This is a genomic window from Rheinheimera sp. B2H12 (assembly GCF_059620065.1).
The window spans coordinates 2,517,222-2,539,930 of record NZ_CM184363.1 but is presented as its reverse complement, the minus strand read 5'-3'; the positions used below and the strand labels follow the sequence as shown (position 1 = coordinate 2,539,930).

The 22,709-nt window shown below is 50.6% G+C and carries 16 protein-coding genes and 1 riboswitch; of the genes, 7 read left to right on the top strand and 9 right to left on the bottom strand.

Annotated elements, in window-relative coordinates; translation table 11 throughout:
- Window positions 1-36: 36 nt before the first annotated feature.
- The 6 genes from AC53GJ_RS10895 to AC53GJ_RS10870 all read right to left on the bottom strand — a co-directional run bounded on the left by AC53GJ_RS10895 (window position 37) and on the right by AC53GJ_RS10870 (window position 10,188).
- Window positions 37-1,578: a tryptophan halogenase family protein gene (locus tag AC53GJ_RS10895; protein ID WP_496732703.1), complete on the bottom strand. Its 1,542-nt coding sequence runs from the start codon at window positions 1,576-1,578 to the stop codon at window positions 37-39.
- 125 nt (window positions 1,579-1,703) lie between these two features.
- Entirely contained in the window at window positions 1,704-4,190 is a 2,487-nt protein-coding gene (locus tag AC53GJ_RS10890; protein ID WP_496732702.1) for a TonB-dependent receptor domain-containing protein, read from the bottom strand.
- 161 nt (window positions 4,191-4,351) lie between these two features.
- Window positions 4,352-5,791, bottom strand: a complete 1,440-nt coding sequence (locus tag AC53GJ_RS10885) for a glycosyltransferase family A protein (protein ID WP_496732701.1) — start codon at window positions 5,789-5,791, stop codon at window positions 4,352-4,354.
- A gap of 319 nt (window positions 5,792-6,110) precedes the next feature.
- The gene (locus AC53GJ_RS10880) at window positions 6,111-8,516 is read right to left on the bottom strand and encodes a TonB-dependent receptor domain-containing protein (RefSeq protein WP_496732700.1); all 2,406 of its coding nucleotides are present in this window, start codon (window positions 8,514-8,516) and stop codon (window positions 6,111-6,113) included.
- A gap of 184 nt (window positions 8,517-8,700) precedes the next feature.
- Window positions 8,701-9,657 (bottom strand): ZIP family metal transporter, encoded by a 957-nt coding sequence (locus AC53GJ_RS10875; RefSeq protein ID WP_496732699.1) that lies wholly within the window; start codon window positions 9,655-9,657, stop codon window positions 8,701-8,703.
- A 147-nt stretch (window positions 9,658-9,804) separates the two neighbouring features.
- Entirely contained in the window at window positions 9,805-10,188 is a 384-nt protein-coding gene (locus AC53GJ_RS10870; RefSeq protein WP_496732698.1) for a DUF6746 family protein, read from the bottom strand.
- A gap of 291 nt (window positions 10,189-10,479) precedes the next feature.
- On the opposite strand from AC53GJ_RS10870, the gene bdpA reads away from it, so the two are divergent.
- The 6 genes from bdpA to AC53GJ_RS10840 all read left to right on the top strand — a co-directional run bounded on the left by bdpA (window position 10,480) and on the right by AC53GJ_RS10840 (window position 17,404).
- The gene (bdpA, locus tag AC53GJ_RS10865) at window positions 10,480-12,006 is read left to right on the top strand and encodes a BAR domain-like protein A BdpA (protein ID WP_496732697.1); all 1,527 of its coding nucleotides are present in this window, start codon (window positions 10,480-10,482) and stop codon (window positions 12,004-12,006) included.
- A 55-nt stretch (window positions 12,007-12,061) separates the two neighbouring features.
- Window positions 12,062-12,311, top strand: a riboswitch (cobalamin riboswitch).
- Between the two features lie 128 nt (window positions 12,312-12,439).
- Window positions 12,440-13,249 carry an ABC transporter ATP-binding protein gene (locus AC53GJ_RS10860; RefSeq protein ID WP_496732696.1) on the top strand — a complete coding sequence of 270 codons (810 nt, stop codon included), beginning with the start codon at window positions 12,440-12,442 and terminating at the stop codon, window positions 13,247-13,249.
- Entirely contained in the window at window positions 13,249-14,298 is a 1,050-nt protein-coding gene (locus AC53GJ_RS10855; RefSeq protein ID WP_496732695.1) for a FecCD family ABC transporter permease, read from the top strand. Before AC53GJ_RS10860 ends, AC53GJ_RS10855 begins: the two co-directional genes overlap by 1 nt.
- Before the next feature lie 116 nt (window positions 14,299-14,414).
- Window positions 14,415-15,881 carry a cobyric acid synthase gene (locus AC53GJ_RS10850; RefSeq protein WP_496732785.1) on the top strand — a complete coding sequence of 489 codons (1,467 nt, stop codon included), beginning with the start codon at window positions 14,415-14,417 and terminating at the stop codon, window positions 15,879-15,881.
- A gap of 27 nt (window positions 15,882-15,908) precedes the next feature.
- Window positions 15,909-16,517, top strand: coding sequence for a cob(I)yrinic acid a,c-diamide adenosyltransferase (cobO, locus tag AC53GJ_RS10845; RefSeq protein ID WP_496732694.1), 609 nt, complete (start codon window positions 15,909-15,911; stop codon window positions 16,515-16,517).
- Window positions 16,514-17,404, top strand: a complete 891-nt coding sequence (locus AC53GJ_RS10840; protein ID WP_496732693.1) for a cobalamin-binding protein — start codon at window positions 16,514-16,516, stop codon at window positions 17,402-17,404. Before cobO ends, AC53GJ_RS10840 begins: the two co-directional genes overlap by 4 nt.
- Before the next feature lie 102 nt (window positions 17,405-17,506).
- Here the strand turns inward: AC53GJ_RS10840 and AC53GJ_RS10835 are convergent, their stop codons facing one another.
- Window positions 17,507-18,463 carry a S41 family peptidase gene (locus AC53GJ_RS10835; protein WP_496732692.1) on the bottom strand — a complete coding sequence of 319 codons (957 nt, stop codon included), beginning with the start codon at window positions 18,461-18,463 and terminating at the stop codon, window positions 17,507-17,509.
- Window positions 18,464-18,769: 306 nt separating this feature from the next.
- On the opposite strand from AC53GJ_RS10835, the gene dacB reads away from it, so the two are divergent.
- A complete protein-coding gene (gene dacB / locus AC53GJ_RS10830; protein WP_496732691.1) occupies window positions 18,770-20,356 on the top strand; it encodes a D-alanyl-D-alanine carboxypeptidase/D-alanyl-D-alanine endopeptidase in 1,587 nt (528 codons plus the stop codon).
- A gap of 8 nt (window positions 20,357-20,364) precedes the next feature.
- Here the strand turns inward: dacB and AC53GJ_RS10825 are convergent, their stop codons facing one another.
- Both AC53GJ_RS10825 and AC53GJ_RS10820 read right to left on the bottom strand, forming a co-directional pair.
- A complete protein-coding gene (locus AC53GJ_RS10825) occupies window positions 20,365-20,865 on the bottom strand; it encodes a DUF6436 domain-containing protein (RefSeq protein WP_496732690.1) in 501 nt (166 codons plus the stop codon).
- 40 nt (window positions 20,866-20,905) lie between these two features.
- Window positions 20,906-22,414 (bottom strand): methyl-accepting chemotaxis protein, encoded by a 1,509-nt coding sequence (locus AC53GJ_RS10820; RefSeq protein ID WP_496732689.1) that lies wholly within the window; start codon window positions 22,412-22,414, stop codon window positions 20,906-20,908.
- Window positions 22,415-22,709: the final 295 nt, after the last annotated feature.

Genomic DNA, 22,709 nt, shown 5'->3' with positions numbered 1-22,709 from the left:
ATGAAGGCCGATTCCCTGTTGTTTTTATCTGCGTTTTTAGCCTGGGCCAGCCTGACAATAACGTGCAATATACTGCTGCTGGCTGGGCAGTTGTTGTGCGGCGGCCGCTAATGCTTGTTGTAGCTGCGCCAGGCGCTGGCCGCCATCCACAGTGCGATACGACAGCATGGCATCTGTAGACTGCGGGAAATTGCGTTGTCCCAGGTGAACAGCCAGCCAACTGGCCTGACCGAACAAATCCATCTCACCGCCAATCAAACGGCCGGATTGACGAAAATGAGCAATTTTATAGGCCAGGCTGTCCGGCACTGCCATGGCAGAGCAATAACGCCAGAAATCGCTATCAGTGCGTTCGGTCTGGTGGTAATGCAAAATCAGAAAGTCGCGGATGTTTTCCATTTCTTTGCTGGCTACCCTGTTGTATTCCTGACTCAGTAAAGGGTTAAAACTCTGATCAGGAAATAACGCCAGCAACTTCGCAATCCCTGCCTGGATCAGATGGATACTGGTCGACTCCAGCGGCTCGAGAAAACCGCTGGCTAAACCAATTGCAATGACATTCTTGTGCCAACACAATTTGCGCCGGCCTGTGACAAATTTCAGTAAACGTGGCTCAGCCCCGGGCACATTGTCCAGATGATCAAGCAGTACATCGCAGGCCTCGGCCTCCGGCATAAAAGCTGAACTGAACACATGGCCATTGCCAGTGCGATGTTGCAATGGGATGCGCCACTGCCAGCCCGCCGCATGGGCGGTGGAACGGGTATAAGGTGCTAATGCGTCCGCTTGTGCTGGCCTTGCCGTCGGCACTGCCCAAGCGCGGTCGCAGGGTAACCAGTGCGACCAGTCCTGATAACCTGTTTTGAGTGTCTCTTCAATCAATAAACCGCGAAAACCTGAACAATCGATAAACAACTGACCTGCAATACGTTGACCATCAACAAGCTGCACCGCCTGAATAAAACCCGAAGTTTCATGTTGTGTAACCGCACAGACTTTGCCTTCAAGCCGGCGCACGCCTTTTCGTTCGGCGTATTGCCGTAAATAGGCGGCGTAAAGTCCGGCATCAAAATGATAGGCGTATTCGTAAGTGGATAATAAATGCAGCGGATCCCCGACTGGCGGCGCAAATTTATGTTGCGAGGCGGCAGCCCAGGCCATGCAATAGGGATCCAGGCTGTTGGTCTGGCCTTGCTGATAAGCTTGCAACCAGAAATGGTGAAAACTCACTAAATCAAAGGGCCGGCCATAACTGCCAAACGGATGAAAATAACGATCCCCGATCGCCCCCCAATTGACAAACTGGATGCCAAGTTTAAAGGTACCTTGGGTGAAACGGACAAAATCGTGCTCATCAATACCTAACGAGCGGTTAAACAACCGGATCGGCGGTATAGTCGCTTCGCCCACACCCACAGTGCCGATCTCGGCTGATTCAATTAAGGTGATTTGGCAATCGAGCTGCAATGCGTTGGCAAGGGCTGCTGCGGTCATCCAACCAGCAGTGCCACCGCCAACGATCACAATTTGCCGGATCGGCTCTGAAGCAGATGTAACAGCTGCGGTTTGAGTATACATGCGGCAAGTATCCTAAAGCAGCACAGCAACCGATACGGCTACTGCAAGCAACAAGCAAGCGGCTGTGGCCACAACAATGATGTTGCAACCACAACCCGCACTCCATGGCTGGCGGTACAATCAGCTTAGAAACTGACTTTAACCGACGCCATCACTGTCCGGCCAATCACCGGAGCCCCGCCGATCACTGTCGGGTTCGTACTTGCATCTGCCACCCCGCCATTGCCACGTAAATCGAATTTATCAGTCAGGTTGTAAGCCTGCAAACCAAATTCAAGATTTTCCGCCGGGCTGTAACGGATATGACCACCAAGCGTGATCGAGGAAGGATATTCATTGCCGACGCCATCAATCGAGGTTGTTTGGCCAGTCATATTCAGACCTGCCACAATTTGCTCAGTCAGATGGTAGTTGGAAGAAACGGTATAAATCAGATCCGGAATGCCATCTGCTCTGACCCAGTCGCTGGCGCCAGCGGCCAGTTTTTCCGCATCAGAATAAGTGGCATTGCCGACCAGTGAAAAATCACCAAAACGGACCGACCCAAGAATTTCTGCGCCACGGGATTTATATTCGGCGTCAATCACACAACCACCAGCAGCCCCACCACAGCGGGTCGCCGATAATTCGTAGGTGCTTTGTTTAAAATCACCTTTGAGTAAGGTCAGTTCAAAAGTGTAATAGCCTGACAGCACATCACCGCGTTGTTTAATCCCTGCTTCGTATTGATGAACAAAGTCGACCGCTGCGGTTTGACCGGCCTGATTAAGCGAACCATCGGCATTAATTTTGCCGCTGACAATTTGCCGGTCGCCATTAAAACGGCCCCCTTTGGAAGCACGGGTAAACAAACTGGTATCTTCGTTCAGTTTATACAGGCCACCGACGGTCCAGGAGGTATAGCTGACAGAATAATTCAGATTTTCCCGGTTGCCATTTGGTAACATGGTGGGAACGGCAACCCCATTGACCAAGGTGTTAAACTCTTTGCCACCCGCCTGCGCCCAGCCTGAAGCGTCGACGGTGTCGCGCCGTACACTGCCGTCAATGGTGAATAATTCGGTATCATAGTCGGCGGCAAAATAAGGTGCGGTATCGGTATAACCCAGATTGTAGTCACGGCTGCAACAATCACCCCAGTTATTGTTAAAGCCAGCAATACCATTGGCGGTCAGTTTATTGCCGGCATCGTCAAACAAGTCCAGCATTGCCGGGTCATTGCCACTGAGTTCCGAATAAGTTTTATTGGTATGCCAGTCGGCAGCAATATTCTGGTCCATGTAGAAATAACCAGCTCTGAGTGTCAGTTGATTCTGATCAATGGCAAACTGTTTTGCGATGGCTAAATCATTGACGAAACTGCCAACATCGCCAATATTGGTGTGTACATTGGTATTGTTGTTTAAGTAACTGCCAGTGAAAACCTGACCGGCACTTGGGCCATTGGCGTAACGCAACTGTTTCACCACTGCACCATTGACCGTCGACCCCAGCACACTGGCACTAGTGGCTGTATTTAAAAATGGTGCGGTAAAACCACCGCTCATATCAGTCCAGCGCATTTTGTTATCGAGTACAATCTCATTGCCAAATTCGTAATGCAGCTCATTGCCAAGCGCTACCGCTTCGGTGGTGATCCCGCTCATCTCAACGCGCTCGACATCACCTTGATTATTCACAATCATAAATTCTTGATTATGAATAGAATAATTTGATTGTTTGCGGCCATCAAAACCAGGGAATGGCTTTAAATTGCTGAACTTTTTGTTGGCATAACTCGCCAGCGCCGGCGCACCGGTATAGTTTGGCTCCTGAGTGTCAGCAACCTTGACTAAGAAACGGATATAACTGACGTCATCAGCAAAAAATTTGGTCAAGTTACCTTTAAGCTGGGCGCTCTCACTGACATTAAAGCCTGCATCCAGTGGTCCGCGACCTCTTTTGACAAAACCACCCAGATGAAAATTCACTTTGTCGCTGGCAGCACCGCCATAACGAAAATCTACTTTATTTTCATCAAAGCCAAGTCCGGTGTTCAAGCGGATAAAACCGCCATCGCTTTCACCGTAATTACTGATGTAGTTGATAATAGCGCCCGGAGCTTGCGATGCAAAAGTACCGGCAGTACCGCCACGCACCCCTTCGACCCGGTCAACACTGGCATCAAAACGAGTCCAATAATCATTGTTACCAAAATTCATATCGCCAAATAACACGGTTGGCAAACCATCTTCCTGAATTTGCACAAAGGGCGACCCACCGGTGGCGACCGGTAAACCACGGACAGCGATATTAGAATTACCACCAGGACCAGCAGTCCCTGCAACCTGAATACCAGGGATCATCCGGAACACTTCAGATTCAGAACTCGGCTGAAAGTCTTTAATCATGTCGGCATCAACGCTGGTTACCGCCACAGCGGATTCAATCTGGGTTTTACCTGCCACACTACCGGTGACGACTATGGTTTCGAACGCCTGTTTTTCTTTGCTTTCCTGCTGGTCGGCTGGTTTAGCTGCAGTGGTCTGTGCCAGCAGCGGTGTCGCGACGAAAATAGATGAAACGAATAAAACCTGTTGTACTGCCATTGAAACTTTGTTTGGTCTGAACATGTGCATCGCCCCCTGTCGGGATTAGTAATCTTAATCGTTTAAGTATTGTTATGAAAAAAAACAACGTAGCGTTGTTTTGGTATTAATAAAGAATTGCTGTCTCTCATCACCAATCCTCTCTTAATCGTTTTACTCGCGGATTTCATAATAGTCAAGAGCGGTTACAAAATAAACATCTTGCCGGTTGTTTTTGCCTGCGCAGTACTGCCGTTATAGCCGCAGTGAACACTTTGCTCAAGCTCAAGCAATTGGCTGATTTGACGGCATTGGGCCACCAATAATTGCAGGCCCGGACAAGGATTGGCGCTCACCAGACTGACATCAATAGCTTCAACTGACCATTGCAACGACCAGCGGATCACAGTGTGCTGCAACAATGTTGCATCCAACAGCCCGTGCTTTGGCAGCGCAATCTGATCCAGGGTTAGTGTCAGCTGACTGCTGGCCGGATCTGGGTTGCAATAAGCTAACCGCAGTTCTGTGCCGTTGAACTGACACAACAACCATTCAACAGTCCCCGCTGTCAGCTCACTGAAAGAGGTTAGCAGGCTGTGTTGCAATTCGCCTGCGAGTAGCAATAACTTTCTCGGTTTGACGCCTGAATCTGCGAATGACGCCCAAGCAAGCTGCTGTAAAATATGCTGTTGTTGTGTTGCAGCCAGATTTTCATTGCTGCAGGTGTTGGGCGCAGCGGTTACGGCTCTGCCAATAGAACTGCGCCCATGCGCTACACTCTGGCGAAAAGGATCTGGCTTTCGATAGTGACTATGATGACCTGCATAAGGCCAGACGACGGCTTTGTAGCTTTGCAGATGTTGCAGTCCAAGCTGGCTGCTGCTTTGCAAAAAGCCGGTTAAATCTATCGCAGCAGGCTCCGTTTGCTCTGCAAGTACCAGCGCCAAAGCGAAAGCACGGATATAAAGACAAGCTGAAGCTGGTATCTCATCTTTGGCAATGGCAGCATAACCCGCTTGTACGAAAGCCCGGGCGCAGTTTTGTTGCTGCTGTTGTCGTTGTTTGCCTGACCACCAGTGTGGCAAACCAAGTTTGATCTGTTGATTGGCGCTGACGCTGGCGATCTGAGGCTGGCTATAAGCGGCCAGCTTCAATTGCAGTAACCAGCCTGGACTGACGAAAATATCAGTGCTCAGCAACACCAAATCCTGCTTCCGACTGACAGCCAATTGCAGTCCTTTTTGGCAGCAAGCTGCCAGCCCGGCACGTTTGGCATGACGGATCAACCGGATGCCAGGCAATTGTTTATATTGTTGCAGTAATAGCAACGCGGCTGGATCTGTACTGCCATCATCCAGCAGGATCAGTTGATCAAAACCTTTGTCATTAACAAGCAAGGTCTGCATCGTTTGCTCTAACGCGGCCGCATGATTAAACACCGGCAGCAATAACAGCGGTTTGTGCGCTATGCTGGATAAAAGCAATGGCCAGTCATTACTTTGGTAAAGCCATAATGGCAGGGTCCACCACCAGGGTCTGTGCTGATGTGCTGACTCTGGTGGTCCTTGAGCAACCGGCGGCGCCAGCCAGGGTTGCAAAGGAGGCATTTCAGCTGTTGTGATGCTGATGTCCGCCGTTGTCGCCACAGCATGCCCTGCTGCCGACACTGCTGAACTGAGCCAGCGGTGGATTGTTCGGCTGATAGTACGTTGGACTAAGGGATGGATTAAGCGGCGCAATAAACGTCGAAGTCGTCGCATGACAGCATGGCCAAAAACAATATTTCGCTTTGGTATAACCTGTCTTGGCAGCGACAACAACTGTTTTTTTCCAGCCCGCCTTGCTTGTTGCCGACCACAAAGCTATTCCTTATTATCTGCACCTAAAGTAAAAAACCATCTCCGGGGAGATGGTTTTGCTTTTTAATACCATTGTTAGCAGCAGTTGCCCACTATCAGTGGCAGATTAGAAACGTACGTTGACACTCAACCACAAATTCCGAGCTTTGTCTTTGTTGTTGTAATCATCAACATAGTTGGCTTGAATACCATCAAAGCAACTGGTGCCGGTGGCACAACTGGCAAACTGTAAATCGTAAGTGGTAAAGTCCTGATCCAATAAGTTATTGATCCGGGCATTCAAAGTCACTGTTGGGCTGGCTTTATAGCTGGCACCCAGATGGAACACTTCATAGGCTTTAAAATACAACTCTTCTTTCTTCACAGTATCCCAGCTGCGGTATCTTTTGGTGCGGATCTCGCTAATCAGCGACAGTTTCAGATCGGTGTTCACTTCCCAGTCCAGCGTCAGGTTGGTCATATGGCGGGCGCTGTTATTCAGTGGCTGACCTTTGTTGGCGCCACTTTTTTGTTCGCTGTCAGTAAAGGTATAGTTACCGCGCAGTGCCAGTGTGTCCAGTATTTGCCAACGACCAGCGACCTCAGCACCGTTAATGGTGACTTTATCGATATTGACTGACATTGAACTCAGGGCATAACCCAAATTAGCGTATTCACCGGTCGATGAACATGCTAAGTCAGTGCCAGCGCCACAATTCTGTGTCGTGATCTTGTCATCAAATTCATTGTTAAACACAGTGATATTAAAGTTGTGGCGATCCGGGTGTTCCCAGTACGCCGCAATTTCGGTAGAAACACTGGTTTCAGCTTTTAAATTCGGATTACCAAACAGTGGTATGGTACCCTGACCACCAAAACCGACCACACCATCGTATAGTTGGGTGGTTTTTGGCGTTTTAAAACCAGTGCTGACGCCACCTTTCACCGTCCATTGTTCAGTCAGTGCATAAACGCCGTATAACCGTGGACTCAGCTGGGCGCCAAACACCTGGTGATCGTCACGACGAATACCACCAGTCAGTGCCAAATCTGCCGTGCTTTGCCAGGTATCTTCGACAAACAAAGACCACATATTGTGCTCCTGCACCTGTCCAGCCATTCCAGATTCTAAACCAAACACGCTGTCTTCCAGCTCGCCGCGGATCACTTGGCTACCGACAATGGCCGTATGCTGTCCGGCTAGTTCAAATGGCAGATCCAGTTTGGCATCAAAGGTATATTGATTGCTGGCCATGGTACGTTTTGGTCTTGGCAGATAAGTTTTTGCCGCCAGTGCTTTACGTTGTGCTTCGGTTTGACCGGCATAGATCCCAGTACCATCAAACATTTTCAGCAGCTCATTGCGCTCAGCCAGGCTGAATGGCAAGGTCCGGCCGTGGTTTTGAGTATCAACATAGGATAAAGCCGCAAAACTGTTACCAAATGCCCAGCGCCCCTGGTGGCTGAGTGACCAGCTATCGCGGCTGAATTCCTGTGTGTCGCTGTAACCCACTTGTGGGTTGGCACGTCGCGCCCATTTGCCTTTATTGTCCAGACAGGCTTTTTGATTGTTCCCGCTCGCGCCCTGACAAAAACCGCCGGCTTGCCAGACACTGCTGATATTATCTACAGTGCCAACCGGATATTCACGGCTGCCATCATCATTGATGATAGGTGTGTTGTCATATTGTTGTGTTGAGCTGTCAATATCAAACCAAAGTTCTTGATTTTCAGCCATTTTCCAGCTTAAACGACCACCAAGACTGGTGCTGTCATTATCCACTGTTTTACCACCGGCACCAAATCCCAATGAACGGTTACGCACAGTGCCGTCAGGGTATGTGACTGGCGCATAAGTTGGGGTTGAAGCCATCCGGTTATAAGCACTACCGCGTAAGGCAAAACCTAAGCTGTCGGCAATCAGCGGGCCCATCACGTTAAAATCAGTGGTAATTTCATCGCCATAATTATCATTACTTTGCAGACTACGGCTGTGATTGACAGAGCCCTGCCACTCATTGGCAAATTTTTTGGTAATGATATTAATGACACCACCTAAGGCATCCGCACCATACAGAGTAGAGGCAGGACCACGGATAATTTCAATTCGCTCAATGGTTTCCAGCGGTGCCATATGACCAAACTGGTTACCGCCAAAGTTGTTCGGATAAATATCACCGTGGTTGTTTTGCCGTTTACCATCAATCAGGATCAGGGTGTAATCCGACCCCATGCCACGCATGCTAATGCTGCCCTGGCCGGTTTTATCACGGGTTTCACCAATATCAACCCCTTCCACATCCCGCACTGCGTCCAGCAATGTGGTAAAGGGCCGGCTTTGCAGTTCTTCTAAACTAATCACAGAGATACTGGCCGGTGCCTCGACCAGCTTTTGCTCAAAACCAGCAGCTGTGACCACCATCCGCTCAGTTTTATCCTCTGCCGCTGCACTGGTGTCAGCCTGCACCACGGATACTGGCAACAAAGCGAGTTGTAATGCCAGCGCAAGCTTAGCCGGTTTGGTGTTGAACATCTGATACTCCTGTCAATCTTATTGAACTACTGCTTGTGCCACACAACGCATTGATGTGTGGTACAAAATTTGCGCCAATAATAGTGATTCTCAGTTCGCTGTCAATAGTTATTGCGAACTATTTGCAGTATCATTTGTCATTCTTTTTTGTTTCCAGCATAGGTGCTGACTGAAGTCGCTGTTATTAAGCAGTGCCTAATGCCGTATCCAGCACCATCATCAGGATAAATCCAGCCATTAAACCTAAGGTAGCTGTGGTCTGATGACCATTGCGATGAGTCTCAGGTATCACTTCATGCGACACCACAAATAACATAGCGCCGGCTGCTAAACCTAAGCCAAGTGGATAAGCCAGCGGACTGCCAGCAGCCAGCCCTACCCCCAGCAAGGCGCCCAAGGGTTCGAGTAAACCGGAACCAGCAGCAATCAACACCGCCAGCAGCGGACGCAACCCCAGTCGACTCAATGCCAGTGCAACCGCCAGCCCTTCCGGAATGTCCTGAATAGCGATGGCTGAGGTCAGGGGGACACCCACTGATAAATCGGCATCGACAAAACTGACACCAATGGCCATCCCTTCCGGCAAATTATGGATGGCGATGGCAAACACAAATAACCATAACCGCGGACAATGCTGATGGCCGGGACCACAAGGTCCGGTGCTGTTGTGCTCATGCGGGGTAAAAGTATCTAACCCCAGCATCAGCAATACGCCAAAACTGATAGCGGTGGCAATAAAGAGTGAACCCGCTGGCGCTGAGCCAAATAAGGTGCCAGCAGCCGCCAAACCTGGCAGGATCAAAGAAAAAGCGCTGGCCGCCAGCATCATGCCAGCAGCAAAGCCAAGTAAACCGTCTTCGGCCTGTTGCGATACCTTTTGCAAAAACAGCGCAGGTAAGGCTCCCAGCGTCGTCGCCAAGAAACCTGCCATGCCACCAAGCACGACATAACCCAGTACTGTCGACATGCCGGGACTGCTGAGAATAAATAGGCTTTGCCCACTGAACCAGCCAAACAGCAACAAGCAACCGAGTAAGCTGCTGCCAATCCAGGGGTGACGGCGTAATTGACGATAAAAAATACCACTCCAGCTGGCAGACGCCTGCCCGGAGTCAGCCAAAACGGCTTTTTCTGCGGTCATCGCAATTTGTCCTTAGCAAGCTGTGCAACGAAACGGTCATGTGCTGGAAGCCGTGATACTGACTGGTGCTAACACAAAGCAGCAGTCAGTTGATGATTTTGCAGTATGGACCTGACTGCAAGGGCTGTCATGGTGAATCTTCAGCGCTTATTTGCCAGCCAGGGCGGCAACAGCCTGTAAATATTGTTCACCATGTTTTTTTGCATCTGCCGCATTGGCATATTCCGAGGCTAAATGTAAAGATTCCAGCAGATCAGCCACTGAGGCAGCTTCAGTAGGTAATTTTTTTAAGGCATTTTCCAGTGTGTAGGTGATTTCATGAATTTCCAGCAACTGCACCGGGCTTAGCTCTGGTAACGCTAATAAGGTAGCCAGTTTCTGATTATATTGACTGAAATAACTGCGGGCCTCGGCTTCAGTCGTCACTGTTTTACCGCTGAAATGATCAGGCCGCTCATCGTGAGCAGTGGCACTGAGGCTTAACAACGCCGATAAAGCCGCGACTGCGGTCAATTGCGCATAACTTGGCATAATAACTCCTTTCGTTGATGTTCCGGGACCTTCGCAGCGCGGCTTGCCACAGGCTAGCCCCGACTAAAAGTGGGCAGCTCAGAACACTACCCACACACTCACTTGATAATAGTTATCATTTGCATAAAATACAAGTCAAACTGCCCCCGCGCAGAAAAATGCCACTGTCAGCTCAGACCGACTTAACCTGCTGATTCAGCTCTGGTAAAGTCTATGCCAGTTAAGTTGGCTTTATATGCGGCGTTGTCTGCCTCGATTCAGTGCCAGCCTTTTGATAATACAGGATCTGTTATGCTCCGAACTGTGCTTAAACCTGTCAGCCATGGCTTGTTAAAAACGCTGTTGCCGTTCTGTGCGCTCTACACGAGTGCAGTGTCTGCCAAGGCCGCCGAAGTGGTTTTTAACAGTGATTTTGAACAGCAGCAGAGTTTTAATATTTTGTCCGGTTGCCAAATCAGCACTGAAATTGCCCGCTCCGGCCACAAAGCACTGTTATGTGCACAGGGGCACAGTTCGCTGGTGACACGTCAGCCGGTGGCGGAGCCAGGCTTACTGGAATTCTGGTTAAAGCCGCAACAACAAAATACCAGCTATCGTATTCACATTTTAACCTCTGCTTCGATGCAATTGGGCAGTGAATGGCAGCAAGTTGGCTTGATTGAAAGTCTGGCCAGTTCGGCCGATTATCTGACGCATCGCATTTCAATTGATGATCCGGGTCGTAAATATATCCGGCTGGATATTGAAGCCGTCAATGGCGATGTGGCGCTGGATGATGTCAGCATAGACCGCATTCTGCTTGATACTGCGCTGCAAAAAAATGAGCAGAAAATTATCGGCGGTATCCTAGAGCAACTGAAACAAAACAAAAACTATGAGGTCCAGGCTGAATCTTTTCGTACCCTTGGCAAAAATTATGCTTCGCAATTAGAAAGTCAGCGCCAGTATCTGGAATATGCCAATGCCATTTACTCCAGTATTACCTTTGTGCTGGCCAGCTCAGAACGGAATAAAATGTCCAATCCGATGGCTTATACCTCGTTTCGTAACATCCTGGCCGATACTAAAAGAGTGGCATCCCCTCTCCAGCAGCAGCGGCTGAACTCCATGGTGAAGCCATTTGGAGATTTGGTCACGGCCACGCTGACTGTGGTCAGTGCCGGTGCCTTTGCCGCTTTTTCTGAGCCATTTAAATCCTTTTTAGCCAGCGCCTTTGACCGCTCCAATTATGAAAATGCCGATCTTAGCCGTAAAGATCGGAAATTTGCTGAAGAAAATGGCTTAAAAATTTATCAGCAAGCAGAAAAATTCCTTGCTGAGCTGGAACGTGAGCTGCAACAGATGACGGCGCTAGAGCAGGAATTACACCTGATGCTGCGCACGGTCGAAAGTTTTCGCAAGGATTTAGACAAACATCTGCGTGATTATATCCGCCATGGCGGTCTGGCGCGCTCACAGGAAAACTACAGCCGGGTGATGAGTAAAGAGGAAAGTATCCGCGCCAAAATCGCGGAGGAACTCAGCCTGAATGTCAGCAGCAAAGCTTTGCAATATCTGGCACTGAATGACAATACCCAATTGGTGCAGTATGTATTAAAAACCTCAGAGCAGCTCGAAGGCATGCAGGAATTTAAAGAACGATTTAATCAAATCACCTCCCAGGCGTTAACCTTCTATGATAGGTTCGAACGTTCGATTGCCGCCGAGCAAAATCCGTTTAGCGATGCCAAAGACAAAGCCACCTGGGAGCAACACGCCAGTAAAGCCCGCCAGTATATCCGCGAATCGAAAGAGGCGTTTGCCAAAGCTTATATGTAACTGAAGCGGCCAGTGGCGTTTGACCATGCCGCTGGCTGAGCCCAACTGCTTTCTGCTACACTGTCGCCCTGAAGGTACCGGCGATAGCCGGTTAAAAGGGAACAGGGCTGCTTTACTGATGGCGGCAGATGTTGATATCTGCGCACTCGGTTCGGCACAACCCGGCTGTACCCGCAACTGTACACCACAGTGTCTACACACTGATAACAAGACCACTGCAGCCTGAACAAGCCTGTGGGAAGGTTGTTGTGGCCAAATTTTTTGGTTTGGTGAGCCAGGAGACCTGCCTTTGACGCTTGTTGCCACGCAACAGTTTATTGATATTTACCGTGCGGGCTTACACGGTCACAGTTGTGAATTTGTCCACTGTTGCGCCACAGGTTTGCAGCAGTGACGAGCAATTCAGCTGTGACCGCCACCTGCGGAGTCACAGATGAAGCAGTTTTTTACTGTCAGTGCGTTAGGCTGGCAGGTCGGTGCACAAAACATTCTTCGTCAGATCAGTTTTAGTCTGCAACCGGGCGAAATTGTTGGTCTGATTGGGCCTAATGGTGCCGGGAAATCCAGTTTATTAAAACTACTGCAAGGCCAGTTGTCTCCCAGCACCGGTCAAATCCAACTGCTACAACAGCCACTCTCTCACTTCAGCCGCCGCCAACTGGCACAACTGATCGCCGTAGTTTCGCAACAAAGCGAATTGCTCCACAGCAAGGTACTGGATGTAGTGCGGCTTGGCTTATTACCACACAAAAACTGGTATCAGGCTGACAACCAGCAGGACGAGCAACAGTTGCTTGGTGCGTTACACAAAGTGGGGATGGCGCAGTTTGCCGATCACGCCTTCGCCACCTTGTCTGGTGGTGAACAACAACGGGTATTGATTGCGCGGGCTTTGGTGCAACAACCAAAGTTGTTGTTACTGGATGAACCGACCAACCATCTGGATGTGCATTACCAGCATCAGGTGCTGGCTTTGCTGCGCCAGCTTGATATCACTGTGCTAACGTCAATTCACGATCTGAATTTAGCAGCCACTTATTGTGACCGCATCTTCTTACTGCACCAGGGGCAATTGGTCGCCAGCGGGACACCGGAACAAGTGTTGCAGCAAGCTGTACTGAGCCAGGTGTTTCAATTACCCAGCGTGGTCGATCGCCATCCTTTAACCGGCAAAATTCGCGTCAGTTTCGCGCTCGCTACGACGACAACAGTGGCTAATCCGCTGACGACAGGAGCAACCTGATGTTCACTACAGCGACAGGCCAGGTTCTGAACAGGCCAAGGCAGCAGCATCGCAACTGGCGTTTGTTATGGCTGGCGCTACTGACTGTTGTCGCCGCGGTCCTTGCACTGCAAACCGGCCCTTTGCAACTCAGCACAGCTGAATTAATGCAGTGTTTGCTGCAAAGCTGTGCCGATCCGATGCAGCAGAGTATTTTGCTGCAGATCCGACTGCCCAGAGTGTTGCTGGCACTGGGCGCCGGCGCCGGCTTAGCGCTTTGTGGTGCTATGCTGCAAAATCTGACCCGGAATCCACTGGCCGATCCTTATCTATTTGGTTTGATGTCAGGGGCCGCCCTAGGTGCCACTGTAGTCAGTCTGCTGCTGCCCCAACTTGGTGTATCGGCCGCGTGGATCAACTGGAGCCTGCCCTTTGGCGCTTTTGTCGGCGCTATGCTAGCGGTGATCCTGGTGATGACACTGAGTTGGCGCTGTGGTTTTGGCCGGGTGGAAGCTTTATTGCTTTCTGGCGTTGCCGTCAGTTTTATGCTCAGTGCCCTCAGCACATTATTGCTTTATCTGGCCGAACCTTTTGCCGCAAACCGGGTGATGTTCTGGTTAATGGGCAGTCTGGCGCGGGCGGACTATCAGGCGGTCACTGTGGTGCTGCCGTTGGTACTGTTGGCGCTTGGCCTGATGGCGATGTTTCGTCGTCAACTCGATGCCCTGCAACTGGGAGACGAAGGCGCCAGCGCACTGGGTGTGCCTGTCACTATGCTCAGGCTTGGTTTACTGCTGTGCTGCGCCGCTATTACCGCTGGTATCGTGGCTTACTGTGGCGGCATTGCCTTTGTTGGCCTGATGGTGCCCCATCTGATCCGGCTATTGCTCGGTAACAATACCATTGTGCTGATGCTCGGCTGTGCCCTTGGCGGCGGCTGGTTTTTATTGGCCGTCGATACGCTGGCCCGCTCGGCTTTACCCAACCAGGAAATTCCACTGGGCGTGATTACCTCAGCCCTTGGCAGTGTGTTTTTTATTGTCATTATGCTAAGTCGCTATCGCCGTTGAAACGGCAGCTGTTTGAAGGAGTTCGCATGACTTTGCAATACCTGCTCCCGGAGCAAATGATCCAGCCCAAGTTGCAATTTTCGCCAGTCCGCAGCCATTTTTCTGCCGCGGCGCTGATGATCCAGGGCACCAGCTCTGATGCTGGTAAATCTTTACTGGTGGCTACTTTATGTCGTATTTTCGCCGATGAAGGCCTGCATGTCGCCCCTTTTAAGCCGCAGAATATGGCGCTCAATAGTGCAGTGACCGCCGATGGCGGTGAAATCAGCCGCGCCACCGCCAGCCAGGCTTTAGCCGCCCGTACTGAACCAACCACGGATATGAATCCGGTATTATTAAAACCCGGCTCTGATACCGGGGCTCAGGTGATTATTCAGGGAAAAGTACTGATCAGCCAAGCTGGTTTAATGGATGCGATGGCTTATCAGGCGTATAAACGGCAAGCCAAGCGAGCGGTGTTGCAATCTTTTGAGCGGCTAAGTCAGCAGTATCAGGCCATTATTGTCGAAGGTGCCGGTAGTCCGGCTGAGGTCAATCTGCGCCTTAATGATATTGCCAATATGGGCTTTGCCGAGAGCGCCGATGTGCCTGTGGTGCTGGTGGCTGATATCGACCGTGGTGGTGTCTTTGCGCAACTGATGGGGACGCTGTTATTGTTATCAGCCAGCGAACAAAGCCGGGTGGTCGGTTTTGTCATTAACAAATTCCGCGGCGATTTGCAGCTGTTGCAGCCCGGTTTGACCTGGTTAGAACAACAAACCGGCCGGCCTGTACTTGGTGTACTGCCCTACTTGCATGGGCTGGAATTATCCGAAGAAGATGCGGTCAATCAACAGCAACAACAGCAGGACACCCGGCTGACCGTGGTGGTGCCGGTCTTCCCCCGCATGAGTAATCACACCGATGTGGATTTACTGCGGTTTCACCCACAGGTTGATTTAAAACTGGTCTATGCACCAGAGCCGCTGCCCCCATGTGATTTAATTATTTTACCTGGCTCCAAACAAACCATTGCTGATCTGGCGTTTTTACGCCAGCACTGGGCGGGTTGTCTGGCACGGCATTTACGCTATGGCGGCAAAATCTTTGGTATTTGTGGTGGCCTGCAAATGCTGGGACAGCATATTGCCGATCCTTTTGCCATGGAAAGTGAGCAGCAAAGTTGCGCAGGTTTAGGTTATCTGCCGCTCTACACTGTGCTGCAACAGGAAAAAACCCTCACCCGGATTAAAGGCACACTGCAACTGGCGGATCGGAGCGCCAGAGTGCAAGGTTATGAAATACATCTGGGGCAGACCACGACTTCGGCGCCTTGCCGGCCGTTATTTCGCGACAGCAACAGCAGTTGTCCTGGTTATCTGTCAGCAGATAATCAGGTGGCTGGCTGTTATTGGCATGGTCTGTTTGATGATCCGACAGCGTTGCAGTTGCTTGCCAGTTGGGCCGGCCGGCCTATTGATTTGGTTGATGATCTGGATAGCCGCCAGCAACATAGTTTTGATCGGCTGGCCGCAGCAGGCAGACAGCATTTAGATTTAGACCGCTTACGTCAATTGTTAACACCGGTCACGGCAGCCAGATAAATTCCTAACCCTTTTATTGAGACCCTTATGAGCACAGATGACAACAGACAACAACAACGCCATCAGCAACGACAGCAGCAAGTAAAAGAAAAAGTCGATGCCAGGATCCAGGCAGCAACCACAGACAAAGGTTTGCTGCTGGTGATCACCGGCAATGGCAAAGGTAAATCCACCGCCGGTTTTGGTATGGTCAGCCGCAGTGTCGGTCATGGCTATAAAGCTGCGGTGGTGCAATTTATCAAAGGCACCTGGGCCTGCGGTGAGCGTAATCTGTTACAACAACATGGCGTCGAGTTCGCGGTGATGGCAACAGGTTTTACCTGGGAGACGCAAAACCGTGCCGCCGATATTGCCGCTTGTGAAGCTGTGTGGCAGCGCGCGGAGCAACTGCTTAAAGATGACAGCATCCATTTGCTGTTGCTGGATGAACTGACCTATATGGTGGCCTATCATTATTTACCCTTGGAGAGGGTTATCAAAGCACTCAACGAACGGCCGCCGATGCAACATGTGGTGATCACTGGTCGCAATTGTCACCGCAGTCTGATTGAACTGGCCGATACGGTCAGCGAAATTGCCAGTGTCAAACACGCTTTTGATGCCGGTATCCGGGTGCAACAAGGAGTGGATTGGTGACCGCGAATACTTGTTCACGGCTTATTGTGACCGCCCTGCTTTGCACTAGCCTAAAAGTTGCAGCTGTAGCACAGACCAAGACAGCTGCAGAGGCTGTCGAGCCAGCGACCAAAAATCCGCAACGTATTATTGCACTGGCGCCTCATCTGGTAGAAAACCTCTACAGTATTGGGGCTGGCGAACGGATTGTCGGCAGTTCGGATTACGCCGATTACCCGCCTGCTGCGTTGAAGATCCCAAGAGTCAGTCATTACAGCGGCGTGGATATTGAAAAAATCCTCACGCTCAAACCAGATCTGATTCTGGCCTGGCGATCCGGCACCCCGGCCGCTGACTTAGCACGAATGCAACAGTTGGGCTTGCCGGTGGTGGTGACCGATATCAAAGATCTGACAGAGCTTGGTCATCATATTGAACTGCTGGGTGAACTCACCGGTACTTCAGCACAAGCCGGGCCTCTGGCCAGGCAGTATTTGCTGCAACTGCAACAACTCACGCAGCAGTATCAGCATGCCAAACCAGTGCCGGCCTTTTATGAGCTGTGGGGCAATCCGCTGACCACAGCCGCCAATCAAGCCTGGCCTGCCCAGCAACTGAAATTGTGTGGCGCCAGCAATGTATTTGCCGATGCGGTCGGTGATTATCCGCAAATTGGCCTGGAACAAGTGTTGGTGCGTAATCCAGCACTGATTATCCAGCCGATATCCGCCAATGAGAAGCGGCAACTGGTGAACTGGCAACAATGGCCCGCGATCAAAGCGGTACAACAACAGATCATCCAGCCAAATGCCGATGTATTGCACCGCACCACACTGCGGATGTTGCCAGGGCTCAAGCAACTCTGTCAGCAAATTGACCAGGTCAGACAGCGTCAAGCTATCATTTGATTGATAATATACTTTCGGTAGGTTGGACTCGACCCGGCAAGCCGGGGCAGTCCAACACTTGGCATCCAACGTGTGACACCCAACGTTGGCAGTTGTCCCATTTTATTCGCGGGCGTTGCTACTGCCTTGCTGGCAACTCTCCTGAAGCCAGGATGTCGCAGCGGCCAACGGCTCTGTAGTGATGGTATCCGGCATCATAAAACGTTCAAACACCTTCCCTTTGCGGTTCAGAGTCACTGCGGTGGTTATCATCGCTTTGCCACCGTTTGGCAAGTGGTACGTGGTGTTTGCGGTCGCATACCCAGCGGTGCGCTGGCCAAAGCTCCGCACATTTGGCTGACCATCAAACATAATCGGCACTATTTCACCAGAACTGGCGGTTTTGGCACTGACAATCACCGCAATAGGCAAGACCGGATAATGCTGCTGATAGAAGGTGGCAGCTTGCGCCGAAGCAATGTGACCGTTATAAAAGATGCTGCCCGCCTTTTTTTCTATGATGATTTTTTCGCCGCTGCTATGCTGAAAAGCACCTAATTGTCCTTCGCTCAGCAATGGACTTAATCCACTTAACATTGGCCACATATTCCCGCCGCTGTTGGCAGAAAAATCCAGCACTATGCCACAGTGCTGGCCAGTGAGTGCTTGATGCACCTGAGATTTCAACGCCATAGCAGCCTCCAAAGCAGCTTTACCGCTACCAGACCAGCCATGGATACTGATGACGGCAATTTCTGCGGTCTGTTGCCGGAGTTTAGATAAACTGTTGGCCGGTAATGCTTTGGTCGGCTTGTCGGCCCAGAACCTTGCTGCCTGTGGCGGCGGTGGCCGGTAAAACGAGTGACCATCGCCCAACGCTGATAGCACATAATGGATGGCACTATCCTCGTTTTTACTTTGCGCCCGGGCTCTGGCTTCACTGCTAATCCTTGGCCAATCTACTTTCGCAGCATAATAGCCATGTTGCTGTGCTAATTTGAGGGTTAATTCCAGACTCTCGGCAGGCTGAGCTGCTGCCAGCACAGCTGAACTTTGCAACAACAACCCTATCCACAACATTCGTATCCCTCTCTCCTGTTGACTTAAAAGCATGCATCAGGCCAAGTCCCGACGACTTGTTGTGATGGTGCTATGCTATCGCAGACATTGACTCAGCTTTGTGCAAAAGACTTACTTAATACCATTTTTGCAGCATTTAATCATTTATTTTAATGAAATTGACAAAGCTCAGTGCGGCAGCGATAGGCATCACTTGGTAGTCAGCCGACTGTGCGTTAAGATACCTATTTTAACTGGTTGGCCGCGCTGCTGCGCCCTGGCCAAATTGCGTTGATAGGTTGCATTGATGGATTGTGTTGAGGTGTTATGTTAAGCCGCAGTATTTCGCCGCAGACCCTGGTGAGAACCATTGCCCGCCGTGTTGATGTCCGTCATCGCAGCCAGTTATTATTATTATCGTTAAGCTTGCTGTTGACATCTTGCAGTAACTCACAGCATCAGTTGGCGACAAAGTCACTGAGCCAACAGCAAATTGAGCAAGACTTGGCTGCGGCAGGTTTACCCTCTGATGCATTGGGTTTAGCACTCATCCCGCTGCATCCTGCTGGCAAAGCTGTGTATTATCGAGCTGAGGTGCCAATGGCACCGGCATCTACCATGAAACTACTCACCACAACTGTGGCGCTGGCGGAACTGGGCCCGGACTGGCATGGCAGCAGCGCTTTGTATTTGAGTAAACAAGATCAGCTCAGACTGGCCCAGGGAGCCAATAGTTTAGTTGATCCGCTGTATCTGGTGGGCGCTGCCGATACCGATCTGGATTATGGCGCTTTGTCTGATCTCCTGCGGCAACTGTATGAACTTGGTGTGCGGCATTTACCGGCCGGTGTGCAATTGGACCGCAGTTTATTTGCCCCGCAGCGCACTGATGTGCAAGGCGTGCCTTTTGATGAAAGCCCGCGCGCTTATTATAATCATCAACCGGATGCACTTGATCTTGCGCAAAATATGCAGCAACTGACGGTTAAATCTGATCAACAGCAATTATCTGTCCAGCTGCAACCTGGCTGGGATGGATTAGAACTCGACTGGTCCAACGTCAGATTGACCGACCGTCCTTGTGGCGGCACCGATTTTAACCGTTGGCAATTTGAAACTAAGCAGTTGCCGCTGCCCTCCAGCGCTGCAACTAGGCGCTATCAATTGCGGATCAGCGGCGACTTTGCCAGAGGCTGTCAACAACAGCAATGGCTGGCGGTGTTGGATCGAGATCTGCAATTACAATTGGCCCTGCAAACTTTATGGCGCCGCCAAGGCACAACGTCGGATCCGACCAGTTTCAGCGGGCAGTTGCGTTTTGGTGCTAAACCTACGGACGCAGACTTTTTGCTCCAACACAGTGGCCGTCCGCTGCGTGAGTTATTGCAACGCGTTAATAAACAATCGGATAATGCGTTGACCCGGTTATTGTTTTTACAGCTTGGCGTCTCAGAGACAAGCAAGCAGACCACTCCACTGCCAGTAAGAATGCCAAATCAGCAACTTGCCAGCCAGCGCATCCGGCAGTGGCTGGAGAAAAACCAGCTCAATCACAGTGGCTTACAACTCGACAATGGCGCAGGCTTATCCAGAACCGAACGGATCACAGCACTTTTATTAGCGCAATTGCTGCAAAAGCAATGGCAAACACCTGCCAGTCTGGAACTGATCGCCAGTTTGCCACTGGCAGCAGTGGATGGCACTTTGAAAAATCGCTTTGTCAATCAGCCGGCAGCTGGCAAGGCCCGGCTAAAAACCGGCACTTTACGCGATGTCACTGCACTGGCAGGTTTTGTCTGGGATGCGCAGCAACGCCCCTGGGTCTGGGTCAGCCTGGTCAACCACCCGGATGCGATTTCTCGCGGCAAACCTCTGCTCGACCGCTGGGTGAATCAACTGGCAAGCTTAGAATAAGGATCTATTCAGGCTTGCTGCACCACACAGCGGCAGCTACTACTTTCGGAATTGAACCAGACGGAAGGTAACAACTGTGGCTGCTGTAACAGAGGCAGCAATAAATTATCGCTGGCACCACAGAACTGGCCAGCCGCGACCGGACCTGCGTAGCGTAATTGTTGTCCGGCAAATATAAGCAGTAAAGGAACAGCCGGTATAGAAATCCCTGCCCGCAACACCTCGGCACTGCTGATTTCCAACAACTGGAAATCAGTTTGCTGCACTAAAGTAGTCAACTGAGCTTTGGTTGTTTGTTGGCAAGCACAAGCATCGTCGGTCACCAGCAATAATATTTTTTCAGAGCCAGCGGCGGTACCGAGTGAAGTTGGAACTTTGCCCGCCATCAATCGCCAGTCCGCCCAATTGAGCGGTAATTGTTGTAGTTGCCGCTCTGGATCAAAAACACCTTGTTGGCGTTGTTGCAGCCAGGCTAAGGTCGAGAGTGCACTGCCAAGCCACAGCAACATAACCAGCCAACACCAACGGTAACTTTTTTTGCGCATCCGCTTAGACTCGCGGCTCATCGGTTGCAGGCAGAATAAAATGTTCAGCTTCTTGCTTCAGTTGCGTGGTAATGCCTTCCACATGATGGGCAATTTCGGTAACTTTACGACCTTGTAATTGTTGTTCCGCGGCCAGCTCACTTAACTCGCCGGTCGATCTGGCTATTTCGGCACTGGCATGTCCTTGTTGTTGTAAGGTTGCAGACATCTGGTTCACTGAATTCAACACTTGCTGCACCTGAGCGCTGATCAACTGAATTTGTGATTTACTGCGTCCGGCAATTTCAACCGTCGCTGTCAGTTTTAATAAAGATTGTTCCACTGCAGCCACAGAGCCAGCGCTATTCTGTACTAACCGGCTGATCATCTGCCTGATCTCAACTGTTGAACTATGAGTTCGGGACGCCAGAGTCCGAACTTCATCGGCGACCACCGCAAAACCCCGGCCTTGCTCACCGGCACGAGCGGCTTCAATCGCCGCATTCAGGGCCAATAAATTGGTTTGTTCAGCGATCTGCTGGATCACATCCAGCACATGCTGGATTTCTTTGGTCGACATCGCCATTTGATTCACTTGATCTCTGGCACCAGTCAGGGTGTCAGAAAGTTCATCAACGACCGCAATGGTTCGCATCACAGTGTCCTGGCCTGTACCAGCGGCAGCCGAGGATTGTTGTGCCAGTGCCAGCACCTGTGCCGCCAGTGCAACTAAATCACGGCTGGAAGCTGATAATTGTTCAGTCGCTGCCGCGATACGCGCAACTTCGCGCATCTTGTGATCAATCCGATCAGATAAAGTCAGTCCTTCCTGCACCAGTTGACTGGTTTCAACCGACAATCTGGCGGCAGAAGCATCGATCAGGGCCACTGTAGCCTGCAAACTTGTCAATACATTACAAAAGTTTTTGGTTAATCTGGTATGGATCTCAGGCTGCTGGAATTGCAGCCGGATCCGGCCTTGCTGGTCCTGCATTTCGCTGGTTGTCTGCATAAAGAATTGGGCCTGCTGCGCTTCTTTCAGACTATGATGGCAAATCAGCATCAACACCAGCGCTTCAGCGACTACATAAGCGGCATGGATCAACACCATGCTGACGGACAGATCCGTTGGCGGCAGCACGTAAACCGCATGCCCCTGTAACTGTAACCCCATAAACAACAAATGATGGACGGCAATAAAGGCCGCGGCGATGGCAATCACCAGCCAGTCCCGGAAGGCAATCAGTAACGCGAGTAACACAAAAATGCCAAAATGTAGTTCTGTCATCCCTGTCGACTGGTGAATATGTAAGGCGCAAAACAGCATATAACTACAGCCATAAGCCACCCGACTGACTAATTGATCGCCAACCGCCCGATATAACAGCGCAGGAACCAACCAAGCAGGCACACCGACCAACAGCACAGCCAGCCAGCTGCCATGCCAACTGGCCAAGCCAAAAGCTAACAACAATAAGCCGCTGCTGACAAAAAACGAAATCTGAAATGCCTGTCTTCTAAATGGGTAATCCATGAGTCCTCCCGGGAACTACAACACACAAATACTTTTAGGTTGCATCGATCTGATGGTCAAACAACCATCATGGCTGACAAAACATACACCAGGTTCATGATAGGGTAACAGCTTGTGCCTAAAGTCATGCCCGAATCATAGCACGGCACAAATTTTCTGTCCTTTCAGCTCAGTTGAATGCGATTTGAGCTGTGTTAGGTGGTTCTGACAACGCTACACTTTGTCTGATGACTGCAGACATCATCGCAATTCACATTCATTCGCCAAAAATGGTTCGCAAAAAAATCGCGACCGC

Coding starts and splice junctions, on each gene's coding strand:
- AC53GJ_RS10895 (WP_496732703.1), bottom strand. CDS start 1,578: ATGTATACTCAAACCGCAGCTGTTACATCTGCTTCAGAGCCGATCCGG.
- AC53GJ_RS10890 (WP_496732702.1), bottom strand. CDS start 4,190: ATGTTCAGACCAAACAAAGTTTCAATGGCAGTACAACAGGTTTTATTC.
- AC53GJ_RS10880 (WP_496732700.1), bottom strand. CDS start 8,516: ATGTTCAACACCAAACCGGCTAAGCTTGCGCTGGCATTACAACTCGCT.
- AC53GJ_RS10875 (WP_496732699.1), bottom strand. CDS start 9,657: ATGACCGCAGAAAAAGCCGTTTTGGCTGACTCCGGGCAGGCGTCTGCC.
- AC53GJ_RS10870 (WP_496732698.1), bottom strand. CDS start 10,188: ATGCCAAGTTATGCGCAATTGACCGCAGTCGCGGCTTTATCGGCGTTG.
- bdpA (WP_496732697.1), top strand. CDS start 10,480: ATGCTCCGAACTGTGCTTAAACCTGTCAGCCATGGCTTGTTAAAAACG.
- AC53GJ_RS10860 (WP_496732696.1), top strand. CDS start 12,440: ATGAAGCAGTTTTTTACTGTCAGTGCGTTAGGCTGGCAGGTCGGTGCA.
- AC53GJ_RS10855 (WP_496732695.1), top strand. CDS start 13,249: ATGTTCACTACAGCGACAGGCCAGGTTCTGAACAGGCCAAGGCAGCAG.
- AC53GJ_RS10850 (WP_496732785.1), top strand. CDS start 14,415: ATGATCCAGGGCACCAGCTCTGATGCTGGTAAATCTTTACTGGTGGCT.
- cobO (WP_496732694.1), top strand. CDS start 15,909: ATGAGCACAGATGACAACAGACAACAACAACGCCATCAGCAACGACAG.
- AC53GJ_RS10835 (WP_496732692.1), bottom strand. CDS start 18,463: ATGTTGTGGATAGGGTTGTTGTTGCAAAGTTCAGCTGTGCTGGCAGCA.
- dacB (WP_496732691.1), top strand. CDS start 18,770: ATGTTAAGCCGCAGTATTTCGCCGCAGACCCTGGTGAGAACCATTGCC.
- AC53GJ_RS10825 (WP_496732690.1), bottom strand. CDS start 20,865: ATGTTGCTGTGGCTTGGCAGTGCACTCTCGACCTTAGCCTGGCTGCAA.
- AC53GJ_RS10820 (WP_496732689.1), bottom strand. CDS start 22,414: ATGGATTACCCATTTAGAAGACAGGCATTTCAGATTTCGTTTTTTGTC.